This window comes from Nitrincola schmidtii (assembly GCF_008973715.1).
Lineage (GTDB): Bacteria > Pseudomonadota > Gammaproteobacteria > Pseudomonadales > Balneatricaceae > Nitrincola > Nitrincola schmidtii.
In genome coordinates this window covers 32,392-52,791 of sequence record NZ_WBOL01000010.1, presented here as the reverse complement: position 1 = coordinate 52,791, position 20,400 = coordinate 32,392, and the positions used below count along the sequence as shown (strand labels likewise).

Here is a 20,400-nt window from a genome sequence, read left to right as displayed (position 1 = left end):
CTTAGCCGCACAGCACGTGATTCACATCACTTTTCAGTAACTTTATTTTCAGCAGTTTTGTTTTCAGTAGCCGTCTCTTCGGTTTCTTCAATGCCTCGCGTCGCACAGGCATCGCAACCAACATTGAAAGCCACACAGATATCTCTCAACAAATGTGCCGCACTCTGTAAGGTAATTAATCCAACCGCAACAGGTAATACTGTCTTGAATGGATATAAGGGCGGTGCCCAAGTACTGCGTGAAGACACTTCATTTCTTACCCATGAGTCATGGGCGAAATCAACGGAGGCGATAAAGAATACAATCAGAACAAAGAGTACCAAGGAACCCGTCAGCGTATCGATAATCGCTTTACCTCGGCGTGATAGCAGATGATAGAGCGCTTCAGAACGTACATGACCTTGATAACGATGAGTGTAGGTGCCAGCAATGATACAGAAAGTCCCGTAGAGCATTGTGGTCACTTCGTGTGCCCAAGCGGTTGGGTTATTGAAGAAATAGCGGGCAGCTATCTCATAGAGCATCACTGCAATGATGGCAAGGCACATCCATGAGACGGCCTTGCCAACAATTTCAGAGAGTCTATCAACCCAGCTAACTAAGTGACAGACTGAAGGCATTACGCACGCCCTGTCGCTTTAGCGGTTTCCTTAAGAATATCAATCGCCTTACGATTGCGATCGGACTTAGCCGCTTCTTCTTCCCAAATCACTGCAGCCGCTTCACGCAGACGCTGAGAATCTTCAGCTGGCAGACGATTCATTTCGAACAAGCCCGAAGCACCCGCGTCGATTGATCCACTAACCATCCAAGTGTTCATCTTAGAGGCATGAGTTTCAAAGGCGAGTTCCATTACCTTGCGCTCTTCATCAGACATGCGGTTCCACGCATCCATATTGATCAGAATTTGATCACAGTAGCCTGGGTAAACCATACCGATTGAAGTGTAATGTTTCGCAACTTCGTAAAGCTTCATACCGACGTATTCATTGGTACCTGCGTAAATCACACCATCAATAGTGCCGGTGCTTAAGCCAACATAAAGTTCAGAACCTGGTAGGAATACGGTTGGAATATCGAAGGCTTGCAGAATACGAGCAACCGCTGGTGTGGCACGGATACGCATATTTTTCAGATCATCTAAGCTGTTCACAGGTTCTTTGGTTAGAAGATCGAATGGACCACCGAAAATGGGTCCCATGTAGTGAACGTTGTGTTCTGCATAAGCTTCGCGTACTAGCTCAGTTAAACCCTTGTGACGGAATACATATTGAGCTTCATCATAGTTAGTCCAGGCGCCAGGTAGGCCTGACTCAATACCTGCGATATCTAACTGACCTGGCCAGTAACCAGCATAGCCTTGGCACATGTCGATGGTGCCACGGCTAACCGCTTGGAACATCTCAGCATCTGGCACCAGTGAACTACCGGTAAAATGACGAACACGCAAAGAACCATTGGAAGCCGTACGGACGTTTTCACCAAATTCAGCAAATACATCAGCAGCTTCACGACCCCAGTAGGTCTGCATACGCAGGTTGGTGGTTGCAAAAGCAGAAGAGGAAGTCATGGCGAGTGGAGCTGCAACAGCACCGGCAGCAGCAGCTTTAAGGATATTACGTCTGTTCAGGTTAGGTTTACTCATTTTTGTATCACCTTATCATTGTTGTTAGTGAGTGTACTTATCTGTCACACCCGTTTTACTTCAATCCAAACATCATTGGATTTAACGCGAAACCTGATGAATCATCAACTTGTCTGATCATCTAGCACTCTAGAACACCCACATCCGATAGGTCTTGCACAAATCTCCGGAATTTATTTACAAATTCTCCAGTCTATAAATGACCATCGAGATTTAGAACGCTCTCCTCCAATAATAGCTTAATAATTTCATTTGCGGCGTCATCCGCCGAAACTCCTTGCAAAACTTTGCCACCACTGGCATCTGCTTTAGCTGCAGCCGCCTTGAAACGGTCTCTTGCCGAGGTCGCTTTGATAATTTTTAAGCGTTTTGGACGTTTCTTAGCTGGTTGGAACTGCCATAAGAATGAGTGTAGTGCTGAGTTATGCTTAACTTCAGCGCCTGAAACAGCCTCTATCGATGAAAGTTTTTGGGGTGTAATCGCCCCACGTTGTGCCGGACCAAACGCCGACTGCCTAGCAACAGCAGCGGCTGGGTCTACAGCAAGAACCGCAGGTAAAGAGACTTTTAACTTTCTGCGCTGACCTCTGGGTAAAGCTTGCAATAGAGTTGCGCTTCCCTGATCCAGTTTTTCTATGGATACTAAGCCACTCACAATGGGCCAACCCAGTTTTTTAGCTAACAGATAAGGGACTAATCCTGATCCTTCTCCTGTTTCAGCACGACTTCCGCAAAGCACAATATTGGCCTGTGACTCACGCACACCCTGTTCAAGACCTAACAGAATATCGGAATTTCCGATGAGTTTAATCTGACTGATCCCCATGCCTAGATAGCTTCGCAGAGCCGCTTCATTATGCTCATTTAGCTGTCCAACATGTAAAGGGATAACGTCAGCATGGTTGAGTTGTAACGCTAGCTCAAGCGCACGAGCATCTTGATCCGCACGACGCGCTCGAGCAGTGACAGGATGCTGACCTATCGACAGCAATACTGCCACACGAGTTGCTTGATTAAGCGACATGGCGTTTCTCCTGTTTTAGCTCGCTAACTTTGCGACGAACTGCTGCTAATATCTCGGTAGAATCGCCGATCAACGCCAAATCAGCACGCTTGACCATATCGCATCCCGCATCGGTATTAATACAGATCACCTTGTCACAGCTTTGAATCCCTTGAAGATGTTGAATAGCCCCCGAGATACCCACTGCCATATACACTCGTGCAGTAACCCAGGTACCGGTTGCACCGACCTGTCGATCTCTTGGCATATAGCCATCATCAACCGCAACCCTTGATGCGCCTTCGGTAGCACCTAAGATTTCTGCTGTTTGGTGAAAACCATCCCAATCACGAATACCATTACCACCCGAAAGAATAAACTCCGCTTCTGCTAAAGAGACACTCGCGGGATCAACGGCCACCGCACCTAAATCTTGAATGCGTGGCAATTGGTCTAACGGCTGACGTACTAAATTGAATTCTTGAACAGCATGAAGCGAATCGCTGATAGGCTCTGCACACTCAGATAAAGCCAAGATCACTCTTGGCAACTCTCGGGTTAAATCTTGAGTAGATGCTGCTGCACGACACACACAACTGATAGGCTGCTCTTTAAGATTAACTTGCCAAAGACCTGTCGCAGCATGAACATCCAACTCAACCGCTAAACGCCGCCCTAAGTCACCTCCTCCTAGACCTGAATCTGGAAATAACCAATAGTCAGGATGCAACTCGCGTTCGATTGCGGTTAACCACGCAAGGCGTAAATCGGGTGAAAAACCATCAAAGGCTTCACCCTCAATGTGCAATAGCCTATCAACCCCAGCTTCAGCAAAGGCGGCTTCTTTATGCTCACCAAACACCACCAACATCACTGCGGTTTCCGCCTTTTTCGCTGCTAACTGATGTGCTAAGCCTAAAATATCTTTGTCTTGGGCACTTAGGCGTCCGCCGGTCATATCCGCAACCACGAGAATATACTGCTGTGGATGTTGGATTTGATGTGAGCGACGACTGGGTTGCTGTGCAATCTCTTTACGACTGGCACTACCAGCTTGTTGAGTACCGCTTCGATCAATGCGACGAATGCCATTTGGCCCAATGAAGCCAATATTGTGTGGGGCTTTACGTTTAATACCCTGCGGTCCCATCCATTCATGTAACACATCTGAACTAGAATCTTCAGTCGCAATTTCGGAATGCTGTGGATGCAAGCGGTTACGTAAGATCCACTCACGGCGCGGATCTCGTCGAAGGGTGCTGTTATTCATGTTCTCGCTCATGCTGCCTCCTCCGCTTCAACCAACTGCTTGGCAATGATCTCGGCAATATCAAGCACTTCAGGTCGAGGATCAACGACACCCTCCAACATAGCCGTACACTGTGGACAACCGACTGCCACGATTTCAGCACCCGTTTGTTTGATATCTTCCATGCGCATGTCAGGTATACGTTGCTTGCCAGGAATATCGGTGATCGGCGCACCACCGCCGCCACCACAGCAGCGTGAACGAAAACCTGACCGTTCCATTTCTATAACCTGAATACCCGCAGCGGCTAACAGATCTCGGGGAGCATCATATTCACCATTGTAACGACCCAGGTAGCAAGGATCATGGTAGGTGACCGATCCACCTTTGTAAGGGGCAAAGTTAAGCTTGCCTGTTTGTCTTAAGTGATTGATAAAGGTGCTATGGTGATAGACCACATACTGACCACCAAAATCACTGTATTCATTTTTGAGCACATGGAAGCTATGAGGATCACAAGTGACAATGCTCCGGAAACTGTACTGAGCTAAGGTGGTGATATTACGCTTCGCCAGTGATTGGAAGGTTGCCTCATCACCTAAACGACGAGCCACATCACCAGAATCGCGCTCTTCATTTCCTAGCACCGCAAAATCAACCTTAGCGGCACGCAGAATCTTCACCAAAGCTCGTAAACTGCGCTGATTACGCATATCAAAGGCACCATCCCCCATCCACAGCAATACATCGGTGCGTTTGACGTCAGATAAAACCGGCAATGCTAAATCAGCAGCCCAGTTCATGCGTGACGCAGGATTAAAACCGTTGGGGTTATCGGTCGCAATCAAGTTATCGATCACTTCCGCACCCTTGTTAGGGGTTTGGCCTCGTTCAAGGGTCAAATGACGGCGCATATCGACAATGGCATCGACATGTTCAATCATCATCGGGCATTCTTCTACACAGGCACGACAGGTAGTACAGGACCACAGGGTTTCGGCATCCAACAGTCCTTGCCCTTCTCTGGCAATAATCGAGGCGAAAGGGCCCCCTTGATGTTCACCAAGGGGTTTTCCGGGATAAGGTGAACCCGCATAAGCGGCATCCGAACCACCCGCTAAGCCTACGACCATATCTTGAATCAATTTTTTGGGATTAAGCGGTTGCCCCGCAGCGAAGGCAGGACACATCGCTTCACAGCGTCCACATTGCACACAAGCATCAAAACCTAAGAGTTGATTCCAGGTAAACTCTGACGGTTTTTCAACACCTAAAGGCTGTTGTTGATCATCAAAATGTAACGGCTTAAGTCCAGTTGATCGACCACCATTGAAACGTTCAGCACGACGATGAAAGGCTAAATGAAGCGCACCGGCAAAGGCATGTTTCATTGGCCCACCCCAGGTCATGCCGAAAAACATTTCGCCAAGACCCCAGATGATCAGCACCGATAATATTAACGCTAATACCCAAGCACCCAAGACTGCTGGCACTAATCCCGTCACCGGTAAGGTGACCAGGAAAAAGCCAATCGAAAAAGCCAATAAGCTTTTTGGTAAACGCATCCAAGGCCCTTTAGATAGGCGTTCTGGCGGTTGCACACGACGCTTGGCCACAAATAGAGCACCGACAAACATACTGGTCGTCGCCGCTAATAAGGCCCAGGCTAAAATCTGACTATTAAGTTGCAATCCGTGGACTAAAATAGCCAATATCGCCGCAGCCACAAATCCCCCACCGGTTGCCACATGAGTATTGGAGATATATTTATCTCGAGCGACAACATGATGAAGATCAACGAGGTAGCGACGTGGTAACGCCGCTAAACCAGCCATGATCGGCACGTCTGAGGGTCGACCATTTCGCCATAAACGTATACGACGAACACCACCGACCACAGCCAAGAGCAAAGCCCCAAAAATTAACAGGGGCAAGATCTGGTTCAACATAACCTCACTCCCGATTAGAAGTCCTTGCAAAGACGCAGGGCGTCATAGATAGCCGCATGGGTATTGCGTGGCGCTGTACAATCACCGATACGGAACAATAGGAAATCATCCCCAGCGGTACTCTCAGACAAACAGGGCTGCGGCTGAATCGCATACAGCGCTTCAATATCTATCTGACCTTTGTTTAATGACTGCTGTTTCAATGCATAGTACAAAGCTTCATCGGGTCTGACGCCATTTTCGACCACCACCTGATCAACCACACGCTCTTCCAACTGACCGGTGTATTCATTTTCTAGCACCGCCACTAACTGTTCATCTTCGCGATAAACCTTATGCAGTGCTAAGTCAGAGGTCATAATGACTTCTTTAGGATAGAGACTACGATAATAAGTCGGGAACGTCGTTCCTCCAATGGCGGCACCGGGTTTGACATCATCCGTGACCAGCTCAACCTTGCTGCCTTTTTCGGACAGATAATCCGCCGTAGACATCCCGGTAAATTCACAGATCGTGTCGTAGACCAGTACATTTTTTCCAGGCTCAACTTTGCCATCGAGAATATCCCAGCTACTAACGATGAGTCCTTCATCTGCGCCCCACTCGGGAACTTGTTCGATAAAGGGCTTACCTCCCACGGCCAAAATCACAATATCGGGTTGTTCAGCTTTAATTTGCGCTTCATCAGCATAGGTATTGAGGCGTAAATCGACATTCAAGCGAGCCAATTCCAGCTGATACCAGCGGGTGATACCGGCCATTTGATCGCGTTGAGGCGCTTTAGCGGCAAGAGTGATCTGTCCACCCAGTTGCGCCTGTCCTTCAAACAATACCACTTGATGACCACGTTCAGCCGCGACTCGCGCTGCTTCCATACCGGCAGGGCCACCACCAACAACCACCACTTTTCGCACCACCCCTTCCGTTTTTCCAATAATATGAGGCAAGCCCATATATTCACGTGAGGTAGCCGCATTTTGAATACAGAGGACATCTAAGCCTTGGTATTGACGGTCAATACAGTAGTTGGCTCCCACGCATTGACGTATTTGATCTATCTGACCCATTTTGATTTTGGCAATGATATGCGGATCAGCGATATGAGCACGGGTCATACCCACCATATCCACGTAACCACCTTCCAAAATGCGCTGTGCCTGATTAGGGTCTTTAATGTTTTGAGCATGAATAACAGGCGCTTTAACCACTTCTTTGATGCCCGCTGCCAAATGCAGGAAAGGCTCAGGTGGGTAAGACATATTCGGAATGACGTTAGCCAGAGTATTGTGGGTATCACAACCTGAACCGATAACACCAAAGAAATCCACCAAGCCCGTCGCGTCATAATAAGCTGCAATCTGTTTCATATCCTCATGGGTTAAGCCATCAGGGTGAAATTCATCGCCACAAATGCGCATACCCACGACAAAATCAGGACCCACCTCTTCACGCACCGCTTTCAGCACTTCCATACCAAAGCGCATACGGTTTTCATAACTGCCGCCCCACTCGTCGGTTCGCTTATTGACACGAGGGCTCCAGAATTGATCGATCAAATGCTGATGCACGGCAGAGAGTTCTACACCATCTAAACCACCCTCTTTAGCACGACGCGCCGCTTTCGCATAGTCACCAATAATGCGTTGAATCTCTTCAGGTTCAATAGTTTTGCAAGTGGAGCGATGCACCGGCTCACGTATACCAGAAGGTGAAACCAAGGTTGTCCAGTTGTAACCATCCCAGCGCGAACGACGACCCATGTGAGTGATCTGAATCATAATCTTGCCGCCGTGTTTATGAACTGCATCAGCAAGATTTTGAAAATGAGGAATAATGCGATCAGTGGATAGGTTTACCGAGCTCCACCAGGCTTGAGGACTGTCAATGGAAACTACCGAAGAGCCGCCACATATACACAGCCCGCAACCACCCTTGGCTTTCTCTTCATAGTATTTAACATAGCGATCCGTAGTCATCCCGCCATCAGTCGCATGCACCTCGGCATGAGCGGTACTGACAACACGATTACGAATGGTCAATTTACCTATCTGGATCGGCTGAAAAATTGCATCAAACTGTGACATAAAAACTCCGAAACCTTCTATTTGTTCTGTGGTAGTAGCGTTTTCGCTAAGGGTTTTTTCTCAGTGAAGAATTAGCTCAGTCGATCTTCAACTCAGCGGATAGGTCACGAAATAACCCACATCACAGCCTTCTTCAGCGCCACTTTGGGTTTGCTCTGCTTGAGTTCTTAACTCACTACCCTGAGCTGCTAAAATTTGATCCATGGCACCTGCAAACCAACCCGTAAACATGTATTCAATTTTGCGATTCACTTTGCCGTAGTGATACACGAACGCAGAATGCTCTAGTCGAACCTTGCAAGACCCTTCTTCGAGGTTGATTTCTTCAGTGATGAACTTACCCCAGCCACGCTGCGATAGACGTTTCATATAGTGCTCGAACACATCAACACCCGATAAGCCATGAAGCTCAGCTTCTTTTTCACACCAATGCCAAGCACTTTTGTAACCTGCCTTGTAGAGAATCTCGGCATAACGCTCTGGACCTAACTCTTCTTCAATCGCTTGATGGTTATTGATAAAGAAATGTCTTGGCACATAAAGCATTGGCAGAGCATCACTGGTCCAAACACCGGTTTCGCTATCCACTTCAATCGGAAGTTCTGGGGCCATTTTTGTCACGTTGTTCACCTTATTTCGATTATTCATTAAGAAGTGACTCAGTCACTCATTTGCAGTTGGGTTTGTGCTGATGGACTGGATTTAGGCACCCCAAACATCTTTCAGTACACGCACCCAGTTCTCGCCCATAATTTTGCGCACCTGAACTTCACTCATTCCGCGTTTAAGTAGGGTTTCAGTCAAATTAGGAAACTCGCCAACGGTACGAATGCCAAGAGGGTTCACGATTTTTCCAAAGCGAGTGAGACGACGGGCGTAACCTTTATCGTGTGTTAGCCACTCAAAAAACTGCTGATCATGGCCCTGGGTGAAATCAGTACCTATGCCAATCGCATCTTCACCGACAATATTCATCACGTATTCAATCGCTTCGGCATAATCATCAATGGTGGAATCGATTCCTTTTTTCAGGAAAGGCGCAAACATAGTGACGCCGACAAAACCGCCGTGATCAGCGATAAACTTCAGTTCTTCGTCAGATTTATTTCGTGGGTGCTCTTTCAAACCTGAAGGTAAACAATGCGAATAACAGACAGGTTTTTCCGATTCCAAAATGACTTCTTCAGAGGTTTTCGAGCCTACGTGTGACAGGTCACACATAATGCCTACGCGATTCATTTCAGCGACAATTTCACGACCGAATCCTGATAATCCACCATCACGTTCGTAACAACCGGTACCGACAAGGTTCTGTGTGTTGTAGCACATCTGTACGATGCCTACCCCGAGCTTTTTGAAGATTTCGACATAGCCGATTTGGTCTTCAAATGCATGAGCGTTTTGAAAACTTAAAATAATACCGGTCTTATTTTCAGCTTTAGCCTTGTGGATGTCTTCCGTGGTGTAAACGGGACGAACCAGATCGTCGTTCTCACGCATCAGTTTTGCGGTATCTGCAATATTATTGATGGTTGCTTGAAAGCCTTCCCAAACGGATACTGTGCAGCTTGCAGCCGTTAGACCACCTTTGCGCATATCTTCAAAGAGTTCACGGTTCCATTTAGCGATGATCAAGCCATCAATAACGATGGCATCTTGATGGATCTCAGCAGGGGTCATTTCAATCACTCCACATCAGGTGCATAGAAGGCATTTGCTATGAGTGGCAGAATAGCCCTCCCCTTCATCAGCTGACCCTATGGAAACGACTGCAATAATTCTAAAAACGTCAAGACATAGTTATTTGCGACTTTTTCAATCGAAGAGTGTTGGATGATAAAAGCTAATTAATGCACAGCAACATAGTTTAAGTGTTTTGTTTAAAAGTAATTTTATGCGAACAGATGTATTAAATGTGCAAGCGCAGCATGAAAACTCTAGTTAAATCATTAAAAACACTTGAATTTTTATCCATTCATATTTCTGTCACTTTGCCGAAGATCGGCTAAACTTAGAATGATTACTCAGGTCTATCACTAGGCCAAGTTCACTATTAGAGATTGAGGATGCGATCATGATTACGTACGAAGAATGTCTTGAAATGTGCGATCTCAGTGACGAAGAGATTGATGCGATTGCTGAACACGAGCATGTAGAGCCCATAATCGCAGTAGCCTTGGGTAAATATCTCGTTGAACATGATGGTAGCAATCAGATTAAGCAATACATATTAGATGATATCGAAGTTGCTCGCAGCCAAGGTAATACCGAGAAAATGGCTCTGTTAACCAAGACTTTATGTCATTTTGTTAGCACTCATCCAGAGTGTTGCCATGCAGCCAATCAGGCTCAAGTTGCTTAATTTGATCCATATTATTTAAATAACTTAGATAATATCGTGTAATAAAACAAACTTATCAAACGGTGAGTTTCGGATAAATGCAGTGCCCTTGCCCTTGAATCGGGCACAAAACGGAATAGTGACGGTCATATGATTGTTCTCTATTCCGTTTTTTTTATGCTAGGGTAATCCCTAAGCGGTTATTTTTCGAGGGTACTTATGGCTATGAACACTCAAAAAGCATGGCATCACCTGAATGGTGATGCCGTAGTCTCAGAGTTGGAGAGCGATTTAAATGATGGCCTAAACTCAGTAACGGTCAAACAGCGGCAACAAGAGTTTGGTCCGAACAGCATTACTGGTCAAAAAACCGTTCCTGCCTGGAAGCGTTTATTACTTCAGTTTCACAATCCACTTATCTATATTTTACTCTTTGCCACCATCGTCACATTGGTCTTAAAAGAGTACGTTGATTCAGGCGTGATTTTTGCGGTTGTTTTGATCAATGCCACTATAGGTTTTATTCAGGAATCTAAGGCCGAAGAAGCGATCAACTCACTGAAAAAAATGCTCTCTTCGAGTGCCACAGTAGTTCGCGATGGTCAGAAAACCTCCATTCCCGCTGTTGAACTGGTTCCGGGTGATATCGTTTTTCTAGCATCCGGCGATAAAGTGCCTGCCGACATGCGATTAGTTGAATGCAAAGATATCCAGATTGATGAGTCTGCATTGACCGGTGAATCGGTTGCCTCTGAAAAATCTCTGCAAGAGTTAAGCGAAGATACCGTACTGGCGGATCGAAACAATATGGCATTTGCTGGTACCTTAGTTACCTATGGCGGTGGTAAGGGTATCGTCACCGGCATCGGTGATTTAACAGAAACCGGTAAGATCGCTCATATGATTTCTGAAGCAAAAGTGCTGGAGACACCGTTAACTCGAAAAATTCACGCCTTCAGTAAGCTGCTGTTGTGGGTCATTCTAGGTCTAGCGGCCATCACCTTTGTGGTGGGTCTGCTCTATGGGATGCGCGCCAGCGAAACCTTTATGGCAGCAGTCGCTTTAGCTGTTGCGGCTATTCCTGAAGGACTGCCTGCTGTTGTCACCATTACCCTTGCGATCGGGGTTCGCCGTATGGCTTCTCGAAACGCCATTATTCGTAAACTATCTGCGGTTGAAACATTGGGATCGACGACGGTTATCTGTTCAGATAAAACCGGAACTCTGACAGAAAATCAAATGACAGTGCAAAAACTACTTGCCGGTGCTGAAACCTATGATCTCAGTGGTAGCGGCTATCAACCAGAGGGAGAGCTTACCCAATCTGGTAAACCCTCAAGCCTGTCTGACAATGCCGCACTCCACCATCTGCTAGTCGCAGGGTTGATCAGTAACGACTCGCGTTTAAAAGAGGAAGATAAACGCTGGACGGTTGAGGGTGATCCGACTGAAGGTGCACTCATTACAGCAGCAATGAAGGCGGGATATGGTCTAAAACAATGCGAGGCTGAATTTAAGCGCATCGATACCATTCCTTTTGAATCAGATCGTCAATATATGGCTACTCTGCATCGCATGGATTCAGGTCATAACTTAATCTACTTAAAAGGCTCTGTAGAGCAAATTTTAGCTCGCTGTAGCGCGCAAATGGACCAAAACGGTGAACAAGTTACCCTAGAACATGATTTAGTAGATGCTAAAGTTCGGGAGTTTGCTGGAAAAGGGATGCGTGTACTGGCCTTTGCCATGCAGCAAGTCCCATCGTCTGAAAATACACTGGAAGCATTTAATCAGCGAGAGCCTGATCAATCACTGGTCTTTATTGGTTTACAAGCAATGATTGATCCACCCAGAGCGGAAGCGATTCGTGCCGTGGCTACCTGCCAAAAAGCGGGTGTCCGTGTAAAAATGATCACCGGAGATCATGCGCTCACGGCTCGCGCCATTGCTGCAGAGATCGGCTTGAAAAATAACCCAGGTCAAGAGGTAGAAGAGCTAGAAGCGATAACGGGTCGAGAACTGAGCGATCTATCCGAGAGCGAAGTGATTGAAGCGGCTGATAGAGTCTCTGTATTTGCTCGCGTTGCACCCGAACAAAAACTTCAGCTAGTCAATGCCTTACAAAGTCGTCATCACGTCGTCGCCATGACAGGAGATGGTGTGAATGATGCGCCAGCGTTGAAACAAGCAGATATCGGTATTGCGATGGGCATCAGCGGAACCGAAGTTTCTAAAGAAGCAGCGGATATGGTGCTGACAGACGACAACTTCTCTTCGATTGAGGCTGCTGTTGAAGAAGGACGTAATGTATTTGATAACCTAATCAAATTCATTACCTGGATACTTCCCACCAATATGGGCCAAGGTCTGGTGATCATGGTAGCCATCCTGTTTGGCATTACCTTACCGGTACTTCCGGTACAAGCCTTATGGCTTAATATGACCACCGCGGTTTTCTTGGGTTTGATGTTAGCCTTTGAACCCAAAGAGCAAGGCATTATGTTGCGCAGTCCACGCGAACCAGATGCACCCATTCTATCGAAAGAGATGATTGGCCGTATTTTATCGGTCAGTACGCTGCTGTTAATTGGAGCTTTCGGCTTGTTTCAATGGTCTCAGTTGAATGGCGCTAGTATTGAAGAGTCAAGAACACTGGCGGTAACCTTGTTTGTCGTTGTTCAGACCTTCTTCTTATTTAACTGTAGATCCCTAACCAACAGTATCTTTAAAACGCCCATCAACTCCAATCCTTGGATTTGGGGAGGAGTTGCTGCGATGTTGGTTTCTCAGCTATTGTTCATCTACACGCCGGTGATGAACACTCTATTCCAAAGCGCGCCACTTAGCTTAAATCAATGGTTGTTGATGATTGGCTATGGTGTGTTAGTGATGCTATTGGTTGAAATAGAAAAAGCTGTCTGGAGACGTCATCACAACCAAACAGATAAGAAGTAAGTCTCTATTAACGAGCTATTACTTCTTGTCCACTACCGAATCCGCATCAGCAAGTTGCTCTTGCTCCCATGCTTCAATTAAGGATTCGGTAGTGACTGGCTGTTCGTCCGCTAACGCATTCAAATCATCGGCTAGTTGATCCAGATCTTCTTCGCTAATGCTGTCGTCACTCTTGTTCAACGCGCCAACAACATCGGTGTTTTCGCTAACCGGCAGTCCTGTCTCATCTAGCGCACTTTCATGAACAATATCAGGCACTAGAGCTGAACTTCCATCCTGTTCAACCTGACTTACATCTTTCTCTTCACTGATATAGAGGTCTTCGGGAACAGGTGTTAAATCATCCTGAGCAGCAGCGTAGAGTTCCTCTGTTGGGAACTGCACCGCAGGCTGAACCACGAACTCCATTTTTTCGCGCTGAAGACCCGCCACTTTCGATTGATAAATGGCATACATCATCACAGCTAAGTTAATAGCGATATAACCAAACAAGGCAGCAGGGCCAAACGCAGACATCAACGAGGAACTTAACATCGGCCCAAAGATAGCTCCGCCACCATAACCAATGATCATCCCTGAGGAAGTTTGCATCAGCTGATTAGGATCACTCCAGTCGTTCACATGAGCGACTGATAGAGGATAGATAACAAAGGCTAAGGATCCATAACAGAAAACGTTGATCAACAGCATGTAAAAAGGCAGAGTGAAAACACTGTGTAAAATCATCATGCAACTAAACACTAAGGCCCCAAAGCAGACACCGGCTAGTACTTTTCGACGTTCGATACGATCCGATAATTTTCCTAAGGGTACTTGCAACACCAACCCCGAAAATACCCCCGCCATCATAAACAGGGAGATTTGTTGCACTGAGTAATTGAGGTTTTGCACATAGATAGGAGCCATTGCAAAGAAGGCTGCCCCTACAGATCCGGCACAAACCGCGCCAAAAAAACCTGCTGGAGCGACTTTTAACAAAGGTTTGACCGAAAACCCTTTAACCGCTTGGGGCACGGGAGCCTCTGTGCGGGTCATCATTAAGGGCATTAAGGATAAAGAGAAGCAGATGGACGCCACCGCAAACGCTTCGAAGGTATCTGGAGAGGCAAACAACAGAAACAACTGCCCCAGACCTGAGGCTAAATAGTTGACCACCATATAGATAGCTAGAATGCTTCCACGGGTTTTATTATCGGCACGAGCATTCAGCCAGCTTTCCGTGATAATAAATAGCCCAGCCAAACAAAAACCATCGACTAAACGTAATACCGCCCACACCCAAGGATCGATAAATAGCACATGCATCAGGGGTGATAGCGACATAAAGGATGCAAACGCAGCAAAGGCACGAATATGACCGCCACGCTGAATCAACTTAGAGGTGTAACGAGCACCCAGAAACATCCCCAAGAAATAGCCAGCCATAATCAAACCGATGGTCTGTACGGCAAAGCCCTCGATATCGGCACGTAAACTAGTCAGCGTTGTGAACAAAGCGTTTGCTAGAACCAATAAGCCATAGCTACTGTAAAGAGATAAGAGTGTTCGAGCAGTGCGAAGCATAAAAGCCTTTATATTTTAAAAAGTCTGAATGTAAAAGTGTAGCAGCTTCTGAGCAAATGGCTCCGAATGGCTGATTGTTAATAACGAGTGTTTGACAATGAGATTAAATAGCACATTTTTTTGCAGCTATTAGTTTGCTTCTGATGGGACCTCATTACCAAGCAGAATAGCGATCCAACGAGTACCCGGGTGCTGCTCAAGAGCTATTTTAACGATCATAGTCAAGGGGATAGAAAGGAACATGCCAACGGGTCCAAATAACCATCCCCATAGAATTAATGATAAAAATACCACTAATGGAGAAAGACCCAAGCCACGTCCCATAAAACGTGGTTCAATCAAGTTACCCATAATAACGTTGATAGCAACATAGCCTAAGATCACCAACATCGCATCACCAACACCCAACTGAACTAGCGCTAGTAATACTGCCGGAATAGCGGCTATCAAAGAACCAATGTTAGGTATGTAATTCATCAACATGGCAATAAGCCCCCATAACACGGGGAAGTCTACATTCAACCACCACAACCATAGCGTTACTACAACACCGGTAATAAAACTGATGGTGGTTTTGATCATCAGATATTGATTCACCTGCTTCATAAAGCCTTGTGCATCACGAATCGACTTTTCAGCATTTGGAAGTGCCACTTTAAGCTTATCGGATAAGCCAGCACCCTCAAGCAAAATAAAGATTACGATAAAAATCACCAAAAACAGGTTCGTCAATAAAGAGCCTATTCCTGCCAATGCGCTACCCACCCAACCCATCATTTGAGAAGGATTTAAATGCGTCATGACCATATCGCGGTTAACCGGAATATCCCAACGCTCAAGGTGTGGTAACCAATCTACAATCAGTGACTGTAACCGACTCTGATACAGAGGCAGTCGAGTTAAAAACGCATCAATCGACTGGCTGACGATCATCACTAAAGCGCCGCCAAAGATAATCAAAACCGAAAGTACGATAACAACGGCAAGGGAAGATGGCACACCATGTTTGGCTAATCCACGCAAAAAGGGTGTACTGATGATAGCAATAAACAGCGCCAGCATAATCGGGATAACAATCGTCTCAGCAGCTTTTAAACCTGCTAAAATGATGATAACGCCAGCAATTCCTACTAACCATTTCAATCCTTGACTGTCTGACATCTAAAGCCTCTTGCGATTCGTATCTCGTAAAGAAAGGATTGTATACTTTATGGGCATTTTTTCCCAAAGGAAACGGGTAAATTTAAACAATAAGCGGGCTTAAAAGGTAATGTAATGCTATCGGCAATGGACTTAGCTAAAACCCATCGGACACCTCAAGGGCCACTTTCCCTTTTTCAAGACCTCAGTTTAAATCTAAATCATGGCGAAAGTGTTGCATTGATGGGTGAATCGGGTTGTGGTAAATCGACCTTGCTACATATTTTGGCAGGTCTTGAACAAGCAGATCAAGGCCGAGTTATGATTAATGAACAAGATATTTGTAGGTTAAATGACAGTCAACGAGCCCATCTCAGACGACATCATCTGGGCGTTATTTTTCAACAACTGAACCTGATTCCAAGTTTATCTATTTACGACAACTTGGTCTTTCAAGCACGCTTAGCAGATCGTCTTGATAAACCTTGGCTTGAGCATCTGATTACTAAGCTAGATTTACAACTACTTCTGAAACGCTACCCAGCTCAACTGTCGGGAGGTCAGCAACAACGTGTTGCCATAGGTCGAGCACTCGCTGCCAAAGCCCCGCTGTTGTTAGCCGATGAACCCACAGGCAGTCTCGATGAAGCCAATGCTGAACAAGTGATGTCATTAATGTTGAGTTTGGTTAAGGAAACAGGAACCAGTCTGTTAATGGTGACACACAGTTCACATCTAGCGTCACAGTTAGATCGATGCTTGACTCTCAGCCAAGGGCGTCTGAGCTGATGCCTAAGCTGCGCTACCCTACTTTACTCTCTTCTAGACTCTCTCCTAGATTCTCTCCTAGCTCTTTGTGGATACTGCATGCGCTGATCAGTCACTGGTGGCGACATCCTGTACAGCTTGGCACACTCATCATCGGGTTATTGGCAGCCACAGCCTTATGGAGCGGAGTACAAGCACTCAATCAGCAAGCGCGCATGAGCTATGATCAAGCCGCCGCTCGGTTTGACAGTATCAATCAAGCGCATCTGATCAATTCACAACAGCAACCTATTTCATTGCCCGACTACGTTTCTCTGCGTCGATTAGGCTGGCCGGTATCCCCACTCATTGAGGGCAACTTGGAAGTAAAGCATGAAGAGAGTCTATCCTTGAGCGTCATAGGAATAGAACCTCTCAGCTTACAAACCTCTAATCAAATCGCTGCGCCCTCTGCCGGTTTACCGGAAAACTTATCCTTAAATGCTTTTCTAACGCCCCCTTGGGAAGTCTGGGTATCACCCAAAACAGCTGAAGTGTTAGAACGTCTGCTGGATCAAGCGGACACATCAGGATTTCCTCTTAACCCTTTAGGAGAAAAACCAACTCTTAAAATCAGCCCTGCAATTGCCAATAACGAGTTGATTACCGATAGTTACCTTGCTCAGTATTGGTTGGACATGGATCAGCAATTTTCTAGGCTCCTGCTACTTGACTCTAGCTTTTCGCAGCCACTGCCAGAGGATCTTGCTTCAAGGCTTAGAGTCATCATTCCACAAAGTGATCATGACATTTCTCGTTTAACCGATAGCTTTCACCTTAACTTAACTGCATTAAGCCTATTAGCCTTTTTAGTGGGCTTATTAATGGTTTACTCCTCTATACATTTGGCACTTAATCAACGTCTTCCTTTAAGACGTATTCTTATGAGCTGCGGCGTGAGTCAGCGTCAATTGATGACATGGCTAATCGTAGAACTGTTACTAATTAGCGGGGCTATTGCGCTTCCGGGGTTGATGGTCGGCTATTGGATTGCATCGCTACTCTTACCCGATCTCTCTGCTAGTTTGGCAGGACTCTATGGAGCGCAAATATCCAGTGAGTTACAACTATCTTGGCAATGGTGGCAGCAAGGTGTGTTAATGGCTTGGGGAGGCACCTTAATCGCGGCACTCATGCCGTTAATCCAGCTATTTAAACAAGAAAATCCACAACTCTCATCCAACTCAGTATCGTTATCGCACCATTCTTTATTTAAACGACTGAGCTGGATAGGCATTGTTTCAGCAATGATCGCGCTTCTCGTTGGACAAACTGGTGAGTCACTGCTCAGTGGATTTTTAATATTAGCTTTAGTCTTTCTTAGCGCCGCATTGCTGCTTCCGTATTTACTCGACAAGTTACTCGCCTTAGGACAGCTGGCTGCCCGATCGGTCACCCTGCAATGGCTCTGGTCGGATGCGCGCTTGCAAGTGCCTCATTTAGCGGTCGCGTTAGTGGCACTTTTATTAGCTTTATCCACCAGTATCGGTGTGGGCGGTATGGTGGAAGGATTCAGAAACACCTTCGTCGGCTGGCTGGATCAACGACTGGCGGCCGAAGTTTATTTACGTGCAGATTCCCCTGCTCAAGCTCTAGAAATTACTGACTGGCTCTCGACTCATGAGCATGTCAGCGCCATTTTACCCTCGGCTAGAGCCGATACGCTGTTAGGTACGACACCGGTCGACCTTCGAGGCATCGAAGTTCACAGCACCTATGTTGATCATTGGCCGCTATTATCCTCTACAGAGCAAGCATGGCAGCAGATAGAGCGCGATTCTGCGGTGATGATCAATGAGCAACTGGCTCGTCAATTGCAGTTGAATTTGGGAGATAGACTAAACTTGGAACACGCTTCATCAGAGTTCACTGACACCGAAGAACTTAGCGCAGAGCACTTTACCGTTGCTGCGATTTACAGCGATTACGGTAATCCAACCGGTCAAATTATGATGTCGCTGGATACCCTCTATCGCTTTTGGCCAGAAGCCGCATTAGGAAGCTTTGCTATACGTGTAGATCCGAGTCAGATTACACCCTTGGTTTCACAATTAAGAGAAGAGTTTGATCTAAGCGAGACACAAGTGCTGGATCAGCAAGCGGTGCGCAACTACTCCGTACAACTATTTGAGCGCACCTTTGCTGCAACACAAGCACTGAACCTATTGGTCTTAGGTGTCGCGTCAATCGCTCTGTTTAGTAGCTTACTGACGCTATCGAGTATGCGACTGACTCAGGTTGCTCCGGTATGGGCCTGTGGCGTCTCTCGACGTCAATTAATGGGTATTGAACTGCTTCGGCTGTTATTGATGGCGTTTATGACCGCGTTGATCGCCATACCCTTGGGTTTAATCATTAGCTATTGCTTAGTGGCTGTCATCAATGTGCGTGCCTTTGGCTGGGCATTACCTTGGCAGATCTTTCCCCAACAATGGTTCACTTTAACGCTTGCTGCACTCGTCAGTGCTTTCTTCGCTGCTCTGATTCCGGTGCTCAAGCTACAACTCAGCTCACCGAGTGAACTGTTAAAGGGTTTTCGAGATGATCAGTAAAATCATGAAGCTTTGGGTCTTAACTGCATTACTAGCAATGCTATTAGCGGGATGCGAACCCAACAATCAAAGCACGCCAAGCTCGCAAGGGTTTGCTGGACTGGGAACAGAAGTGGAAGGATTTGCTCAAGTACAACCGAACCCACTGATCACCTATCCTGAAGCGCTCGCGAAGCACCCTGACTATCGAATCGAGTGGTGGTATATCACTGCCAACTTAGAAACCACCTCAGGAGAACCTTTAGGCATTCAGTGGACGCTGTTTCGACAGGCTGCTTCTCCTTCCCCACAAAGAGAAGGTTTAGCCAGTCAGCAACTCTGGTTAGGACATGTCGGTTTAACAACTGGTGATCAACACTTTTCAGCGGATCGATACGGACGAGGAGGTATTGGTCAAGCAGGTGTCGAGATGGAACCTTTTTCAGCGTGGATAGATCACTGGTCACTCGAAGCGATGGATGAAAACGCCAGCGATTTCACCCTGAAAGCCAGTGAAACCTTATTTGGAGAGGTACCTTTTGGTTATGAACTGACACTGCAAAAAACGGGACCAGCGGTGCTTCAAGGTGATCAAGGGTTTAGTGTCAAATCGCCACAAGGTCAGGCATCTTACTATGTCAGCTTGCCTTTCCTAGCAGCGAAAGGAAGCGTCAACATTGAAGGCGAAAGCTATCAAGTGACGGGTCAGGCTTGGCTAGACCGAGAATGGAGCAGCCAACCTTTGGCCGCCGATCAAGAAGGTTGGGATTGGTTTTCATTGCATTTGGATCAAGGCGACAAGCTGATGCTGTTTCGTTTACGACATACTGAAGCAGATGACTATTTCTCAGGAACCTACATTACCGCCGAAGGCATTCCACATCCGCTTAAACCCGAGCAGATTCATATGCAGCCTCTGCGACAACATCCAGTGGCAGGAAGGCAAGTTCCAGTAGAGTGGCAACTCAGTGTTGATGATTTCGGTATCAACCTTCGTACTCAAGCCCTAAACCCAGACGCATGGATGGCAACGGGCATCGCCTACTGGGAAGGTCCAATTCGATTTGAAGGGACGCATCAAGGTTGGGGCTACCTTGAGATGACAGGGTATTGAGATTAGTTAACAAAAATCT

The 20,400-nt window shown here is 46.5% G+C and carries 15 protein-coding genes; 5 read left to right on the top strand and 10 right to left on the bottom strand.

Annotation, left to right across the window (positions count from 1 at the left end; genetic code table 11):
• Window positions 1–26: 26 nt before the first annotated feature.
• The 8 genes from F7R24_RS09955 to F7R24_RS09920 all read right to left on the bottom strand — a co-directional run bounded on the left by F7R24_RS09955 (window position 27) and on the right by F7R24_RS09920 (window position 9,610).
• On the bottom strand, window positions 27–620 hold the full coding sequence (locus tag F7R24_RS09955) for a TRAP transporter small permease subunit (RefSeq protein WP_151671110.1): 594 nt from the start codon (window positions 618–620) through the stop codon (window positions 27–29).
• Window positions 620–1,645, bottom strand: a complete 1,026-nt coding sequence (dctP, locus tag F7R24_RS09950; protein WP_240776075.1) for a TRAP transporter substrate-binding protein DctP — start codon at window positions 1,643–1,645, stop codon at window positions 620–622. The genes F7R24_RS09955 and dctP overlap by 1 nt, the downstream gene beginning before the upstream one ends.
• A gap of 193 nt (window positions 1,646–1,838) precedes the next feature.
• Window positions 1,839–2,669, bottom strand: a complete 831-nt coding sequence (locus F7R24_RS09945) for an electron transfer flavoprotein subunit beta (protein ID WP_151671109.1) — start codon at window positions 2,667–2,669, stop codon at window positions 1,839–1,841.
• A complete protein-coding gene (etfA, locus tag F7R24_RS09940; RefSeq protein ID WP_151671108.1) occupies window positions 2,659–3,930 on the bottom strand; it encodes an electron transfer flavoprotein subunit alpha in 1,272 nt (423 codons plus the stop codon). Before etfA ends, F7R24_RS09945 begins: the two co-directional genes overlap by 11 nt.
• On the bottom strand, window positions 3,927–5,846 hold the full coding sequence (locus F7R24_RS09935; protein WP_151671107.1) for a (Fe-S)-binding protein: 1,920 nt from the start codon (window positions 5,844–5,846) through the stop codon (window positions 3,927–3,929). The genes etfA and F7R24_RS09935 overlap by 4 nt, the downstream gene beginning before the upstream one ends.
• A gap of 14 nt (window positions 5,847–5,860) precedes the next feature.
• Window positions 5,861–7,930 (bottom strand): dimethylglycine demethylation protein DgcA, encoded by a 2,070-nt coding sequence (gene dgcA / locus F7R24_RS09930; protein WP_151671106.1) that lies wholly within the window; start codon window positions 7,928–7,930, stop codon window positions 5,861–5,863.
• 87 nt (window positions 7,931–8,017) lie between these two features.
• Window positions 8,018–8,551 carry a DUF5943 domain-containing protein gene (locus F7R24_RS09925; protein ID WP_151671105.1) on the bottom strand — a complete coding sequence of 178 codons (534 nt, stop codon included), beginning with the start codon at window positions 8,549–8,551 and terminating at the stop codon, window positions 8,018–8,020.
• A gap of 81 nt (window positions 8,552–8,632) precedes the next feature.
• Entirely contained in the window at window positions 8,633–9,610 is a 978-nt protein-coding gene (locus F7R24_RS09920) for a dipeptidase (protein WP_151671104.1), read from the bottom strand.
• Between the two features lie 394 nt (window positions 9,611–10,004).
• On the opposite strand from F7R24_RS09920, the gene F7R24_RS09915 reads away from it, so the two are divergent.
• Both F7R24_RS09915 and F7R24_RS09910 read left to right on the top strand, forming a co-directional pair.
• Window positions 10,005–10,292, top strand: coding sequence for a hypothetical protein (locus F7R24_RS09915; protein ID WP_151671103.1), 288 nt, complete (start codon window positions 10,005–10,007; stop codon window positions 10,290–10,292).
• Between the two features lie 204 nt (window positions 10,293–10,496).
• Complete coding sequence (locus F7R24_RS09910) at window positions 10,497–13,226, top strand: cation-translocating P-type ATPase (RefSeq protein WP_151671102.1); 2,730 nt, start codon at window positions 10,497–10,499, stop codon at window positions 13,224–13,226.
• A gap of 18 nt (window positions 13,227–13,244) precedes the next feature.
• Here F7R24_RS09910 and F7R24_RS09905 read toward each other — a convergent pair whose 3' ends face one another.
• The gene (locus F7R24_RS09905) at window positions 13,245–14,789 is read right to left on the bottom strand and encodes an MFS transporter (protein WP_151671101.1); all 1,545 of its coding nucleotides are present in this window, start codon (window positions 14,787–14,789) and stop codon (window positions 13,245–13,247) included.
• 129 nt (window positions 14,790–14,918) lie between these two features.
• Entirely contained in the window at window positions 14,919–15,950 is a 1,032-nt protein-coding gene (locus tag F7R24_RS09900) for an AI-2E family transporter (protein ID WP_151671100.1), read from the bottom strand.
• 114 nt (window positions 15,951–16,064) lie between these two features.
• On the opposite strand from F7R24_RS09900, the gene F7R24_RS09895 reads away from it, so the two are divergent.
• Genes F7R24_RS09895 through F7R24_RS09885 form a run of 3 tightly spaced genes read left to right on the top strand, consistent with a single transcriptional unit; the run spans window position 16,065 to window position 20,381 of the window.
• A complete protein-coding gene (locus F7R24_RS09895; RefSeq protein WP_151671099.1) occupies window positions 16,065–16,718 on the top strand; it encodes an ABC transporter ATP-binding protein in 654 nt (217 codons plus the stop codon).
• Window positions 16,718–19,288 (top strand): ABC transporter permease, encoded by a 2,571-nt coding sequence (locus F7R24_RS09890; RefSeq protein ID WP_168926813.1) that lies wholly within the window; start codon window positions 16,718–16,720, stop codon window positions 19,286–19,288. The genes F7R24_RS09895 and F7R24_RS09890 overlap by 1 nt, the downstream gene beginning before the upstream one ends.
• A complete protein-coding gene (locus F7R24_RS09885; RefSeq protein WP_206057520.1) occupies window positions 19,278–20,381 on the top strand; it encodes a lipocalin-like domain-containing protein in 1,104 nt (367 codons plus the stop codon). The genes F7R24_RS09890 and F7R24_RS09885 overlap by 11 nt, the downstream gene beginning before the upstream one ends.
• The last annotated feature ends 19 nt before the right edge of the window (window positions 20,382–20,400 follow it).

Excerpts from the sequence above, each read along its gene's own strand:
- F7R24_RS09945 (WP_151671109.1), bottom strand. The coding sequence starts at position 2,669 with ATGTCGCTTAATCAAGCAACTCGTGTGGCAGTATTGCTGTCGATAGGT.
- F7R24_RS09955 (WP_151671110.1), bottom strand. The coding sequence starts at position 620 with ATGCCTTCAGTCTGTCACTTAGTTAGCTGGGTTGATAGACTCTCTGAA.
- F7R24_RS09905 (WP_151671101.1), bottom strand. The coding sequence starts at position 14,789 with ATGCTTCGCACTGCTCGAACACTCTTATCTCTTTACAGTAGCTATGGC.
- F7R24_RS09890 (WP_168926813.1), top strand. The coding sequence starts at position 16,718 with ATGCCTAAGCTGCGCTACCCTACTTTACTCTCTTCTAGACTCTCTCCT.
- F7R24_RS09910 (WP_151671102.1), top strand. The coding sequence starts at position 10,497 with ATGAACACTCAAAAAGCATGGCATCACCTGAATGGTGATGCCGTAGTC.
- dctP (WP_240776075.1), bottom strand. The coding sequence starts at position 1,645 with ATGAGTAAACCTAACCTGAACAGACGTAATATCCTTAAAGCTGCTGCT.
- etfA (WP_151671108.1), bottom strand. The coding sequence starts at position 3,930 with ATGAGCGAGAACATGAATAACAGCACCCTTCGACGAGATCCGCGCCGT.
- F7R24_RS09885 (WP_206057520.1), top strand. The coding sequence starts at position 19,278 with ATGATCAGTAAAATCATGAAGCTTTGGGTCTTAACTGCATTACTAGCA.
- F7R24_RS09895 (WP_151671099.1), top strand. The coding sequence starts at position 16,065 with ATGCTATCGGCAATGGACTTAGCTAAAACCCATCGGACACCTCAAGGG.
- dgcA (WP_151671106.1), bottom strand. The coding sequence starts at position 7,930 with ATGTCACAGTTTGATGCAATTTTTCAGCCGATCCAGATAGGTAAATTG.
- F7R24_RS09935 (WP_151671107.1), bottom strand. The coding sequence starts at position 5,846 with ATGTTGAACCAGATCTTGCCCCTGTTAATTTTTGGGGCTTTGCTCTTG.
- F7R24_RS09900 (WP_151671100.1), bottom strand. The coding sequence starts at position 15,950 with ATGTCAGACAGTCAAGGATTGAAATGGTTAGTAGGAATTGCTGGCGTT.
- F7R24_RS09915 (WP_151671103.1), top strand. The coding sequence starts at position 10,005 with ATGATTACGTACGAAGAATGTCTTGAAATGTGCGATCTCAGTGACGAA.
- F7R24_RS09920 (WP_151671104.1), bottom strand. The coding sequence starts at position 9,610 with ATGACCCCTGCTGAGATCCATCAAGATGCCATCGTTATTGATGGCTTG.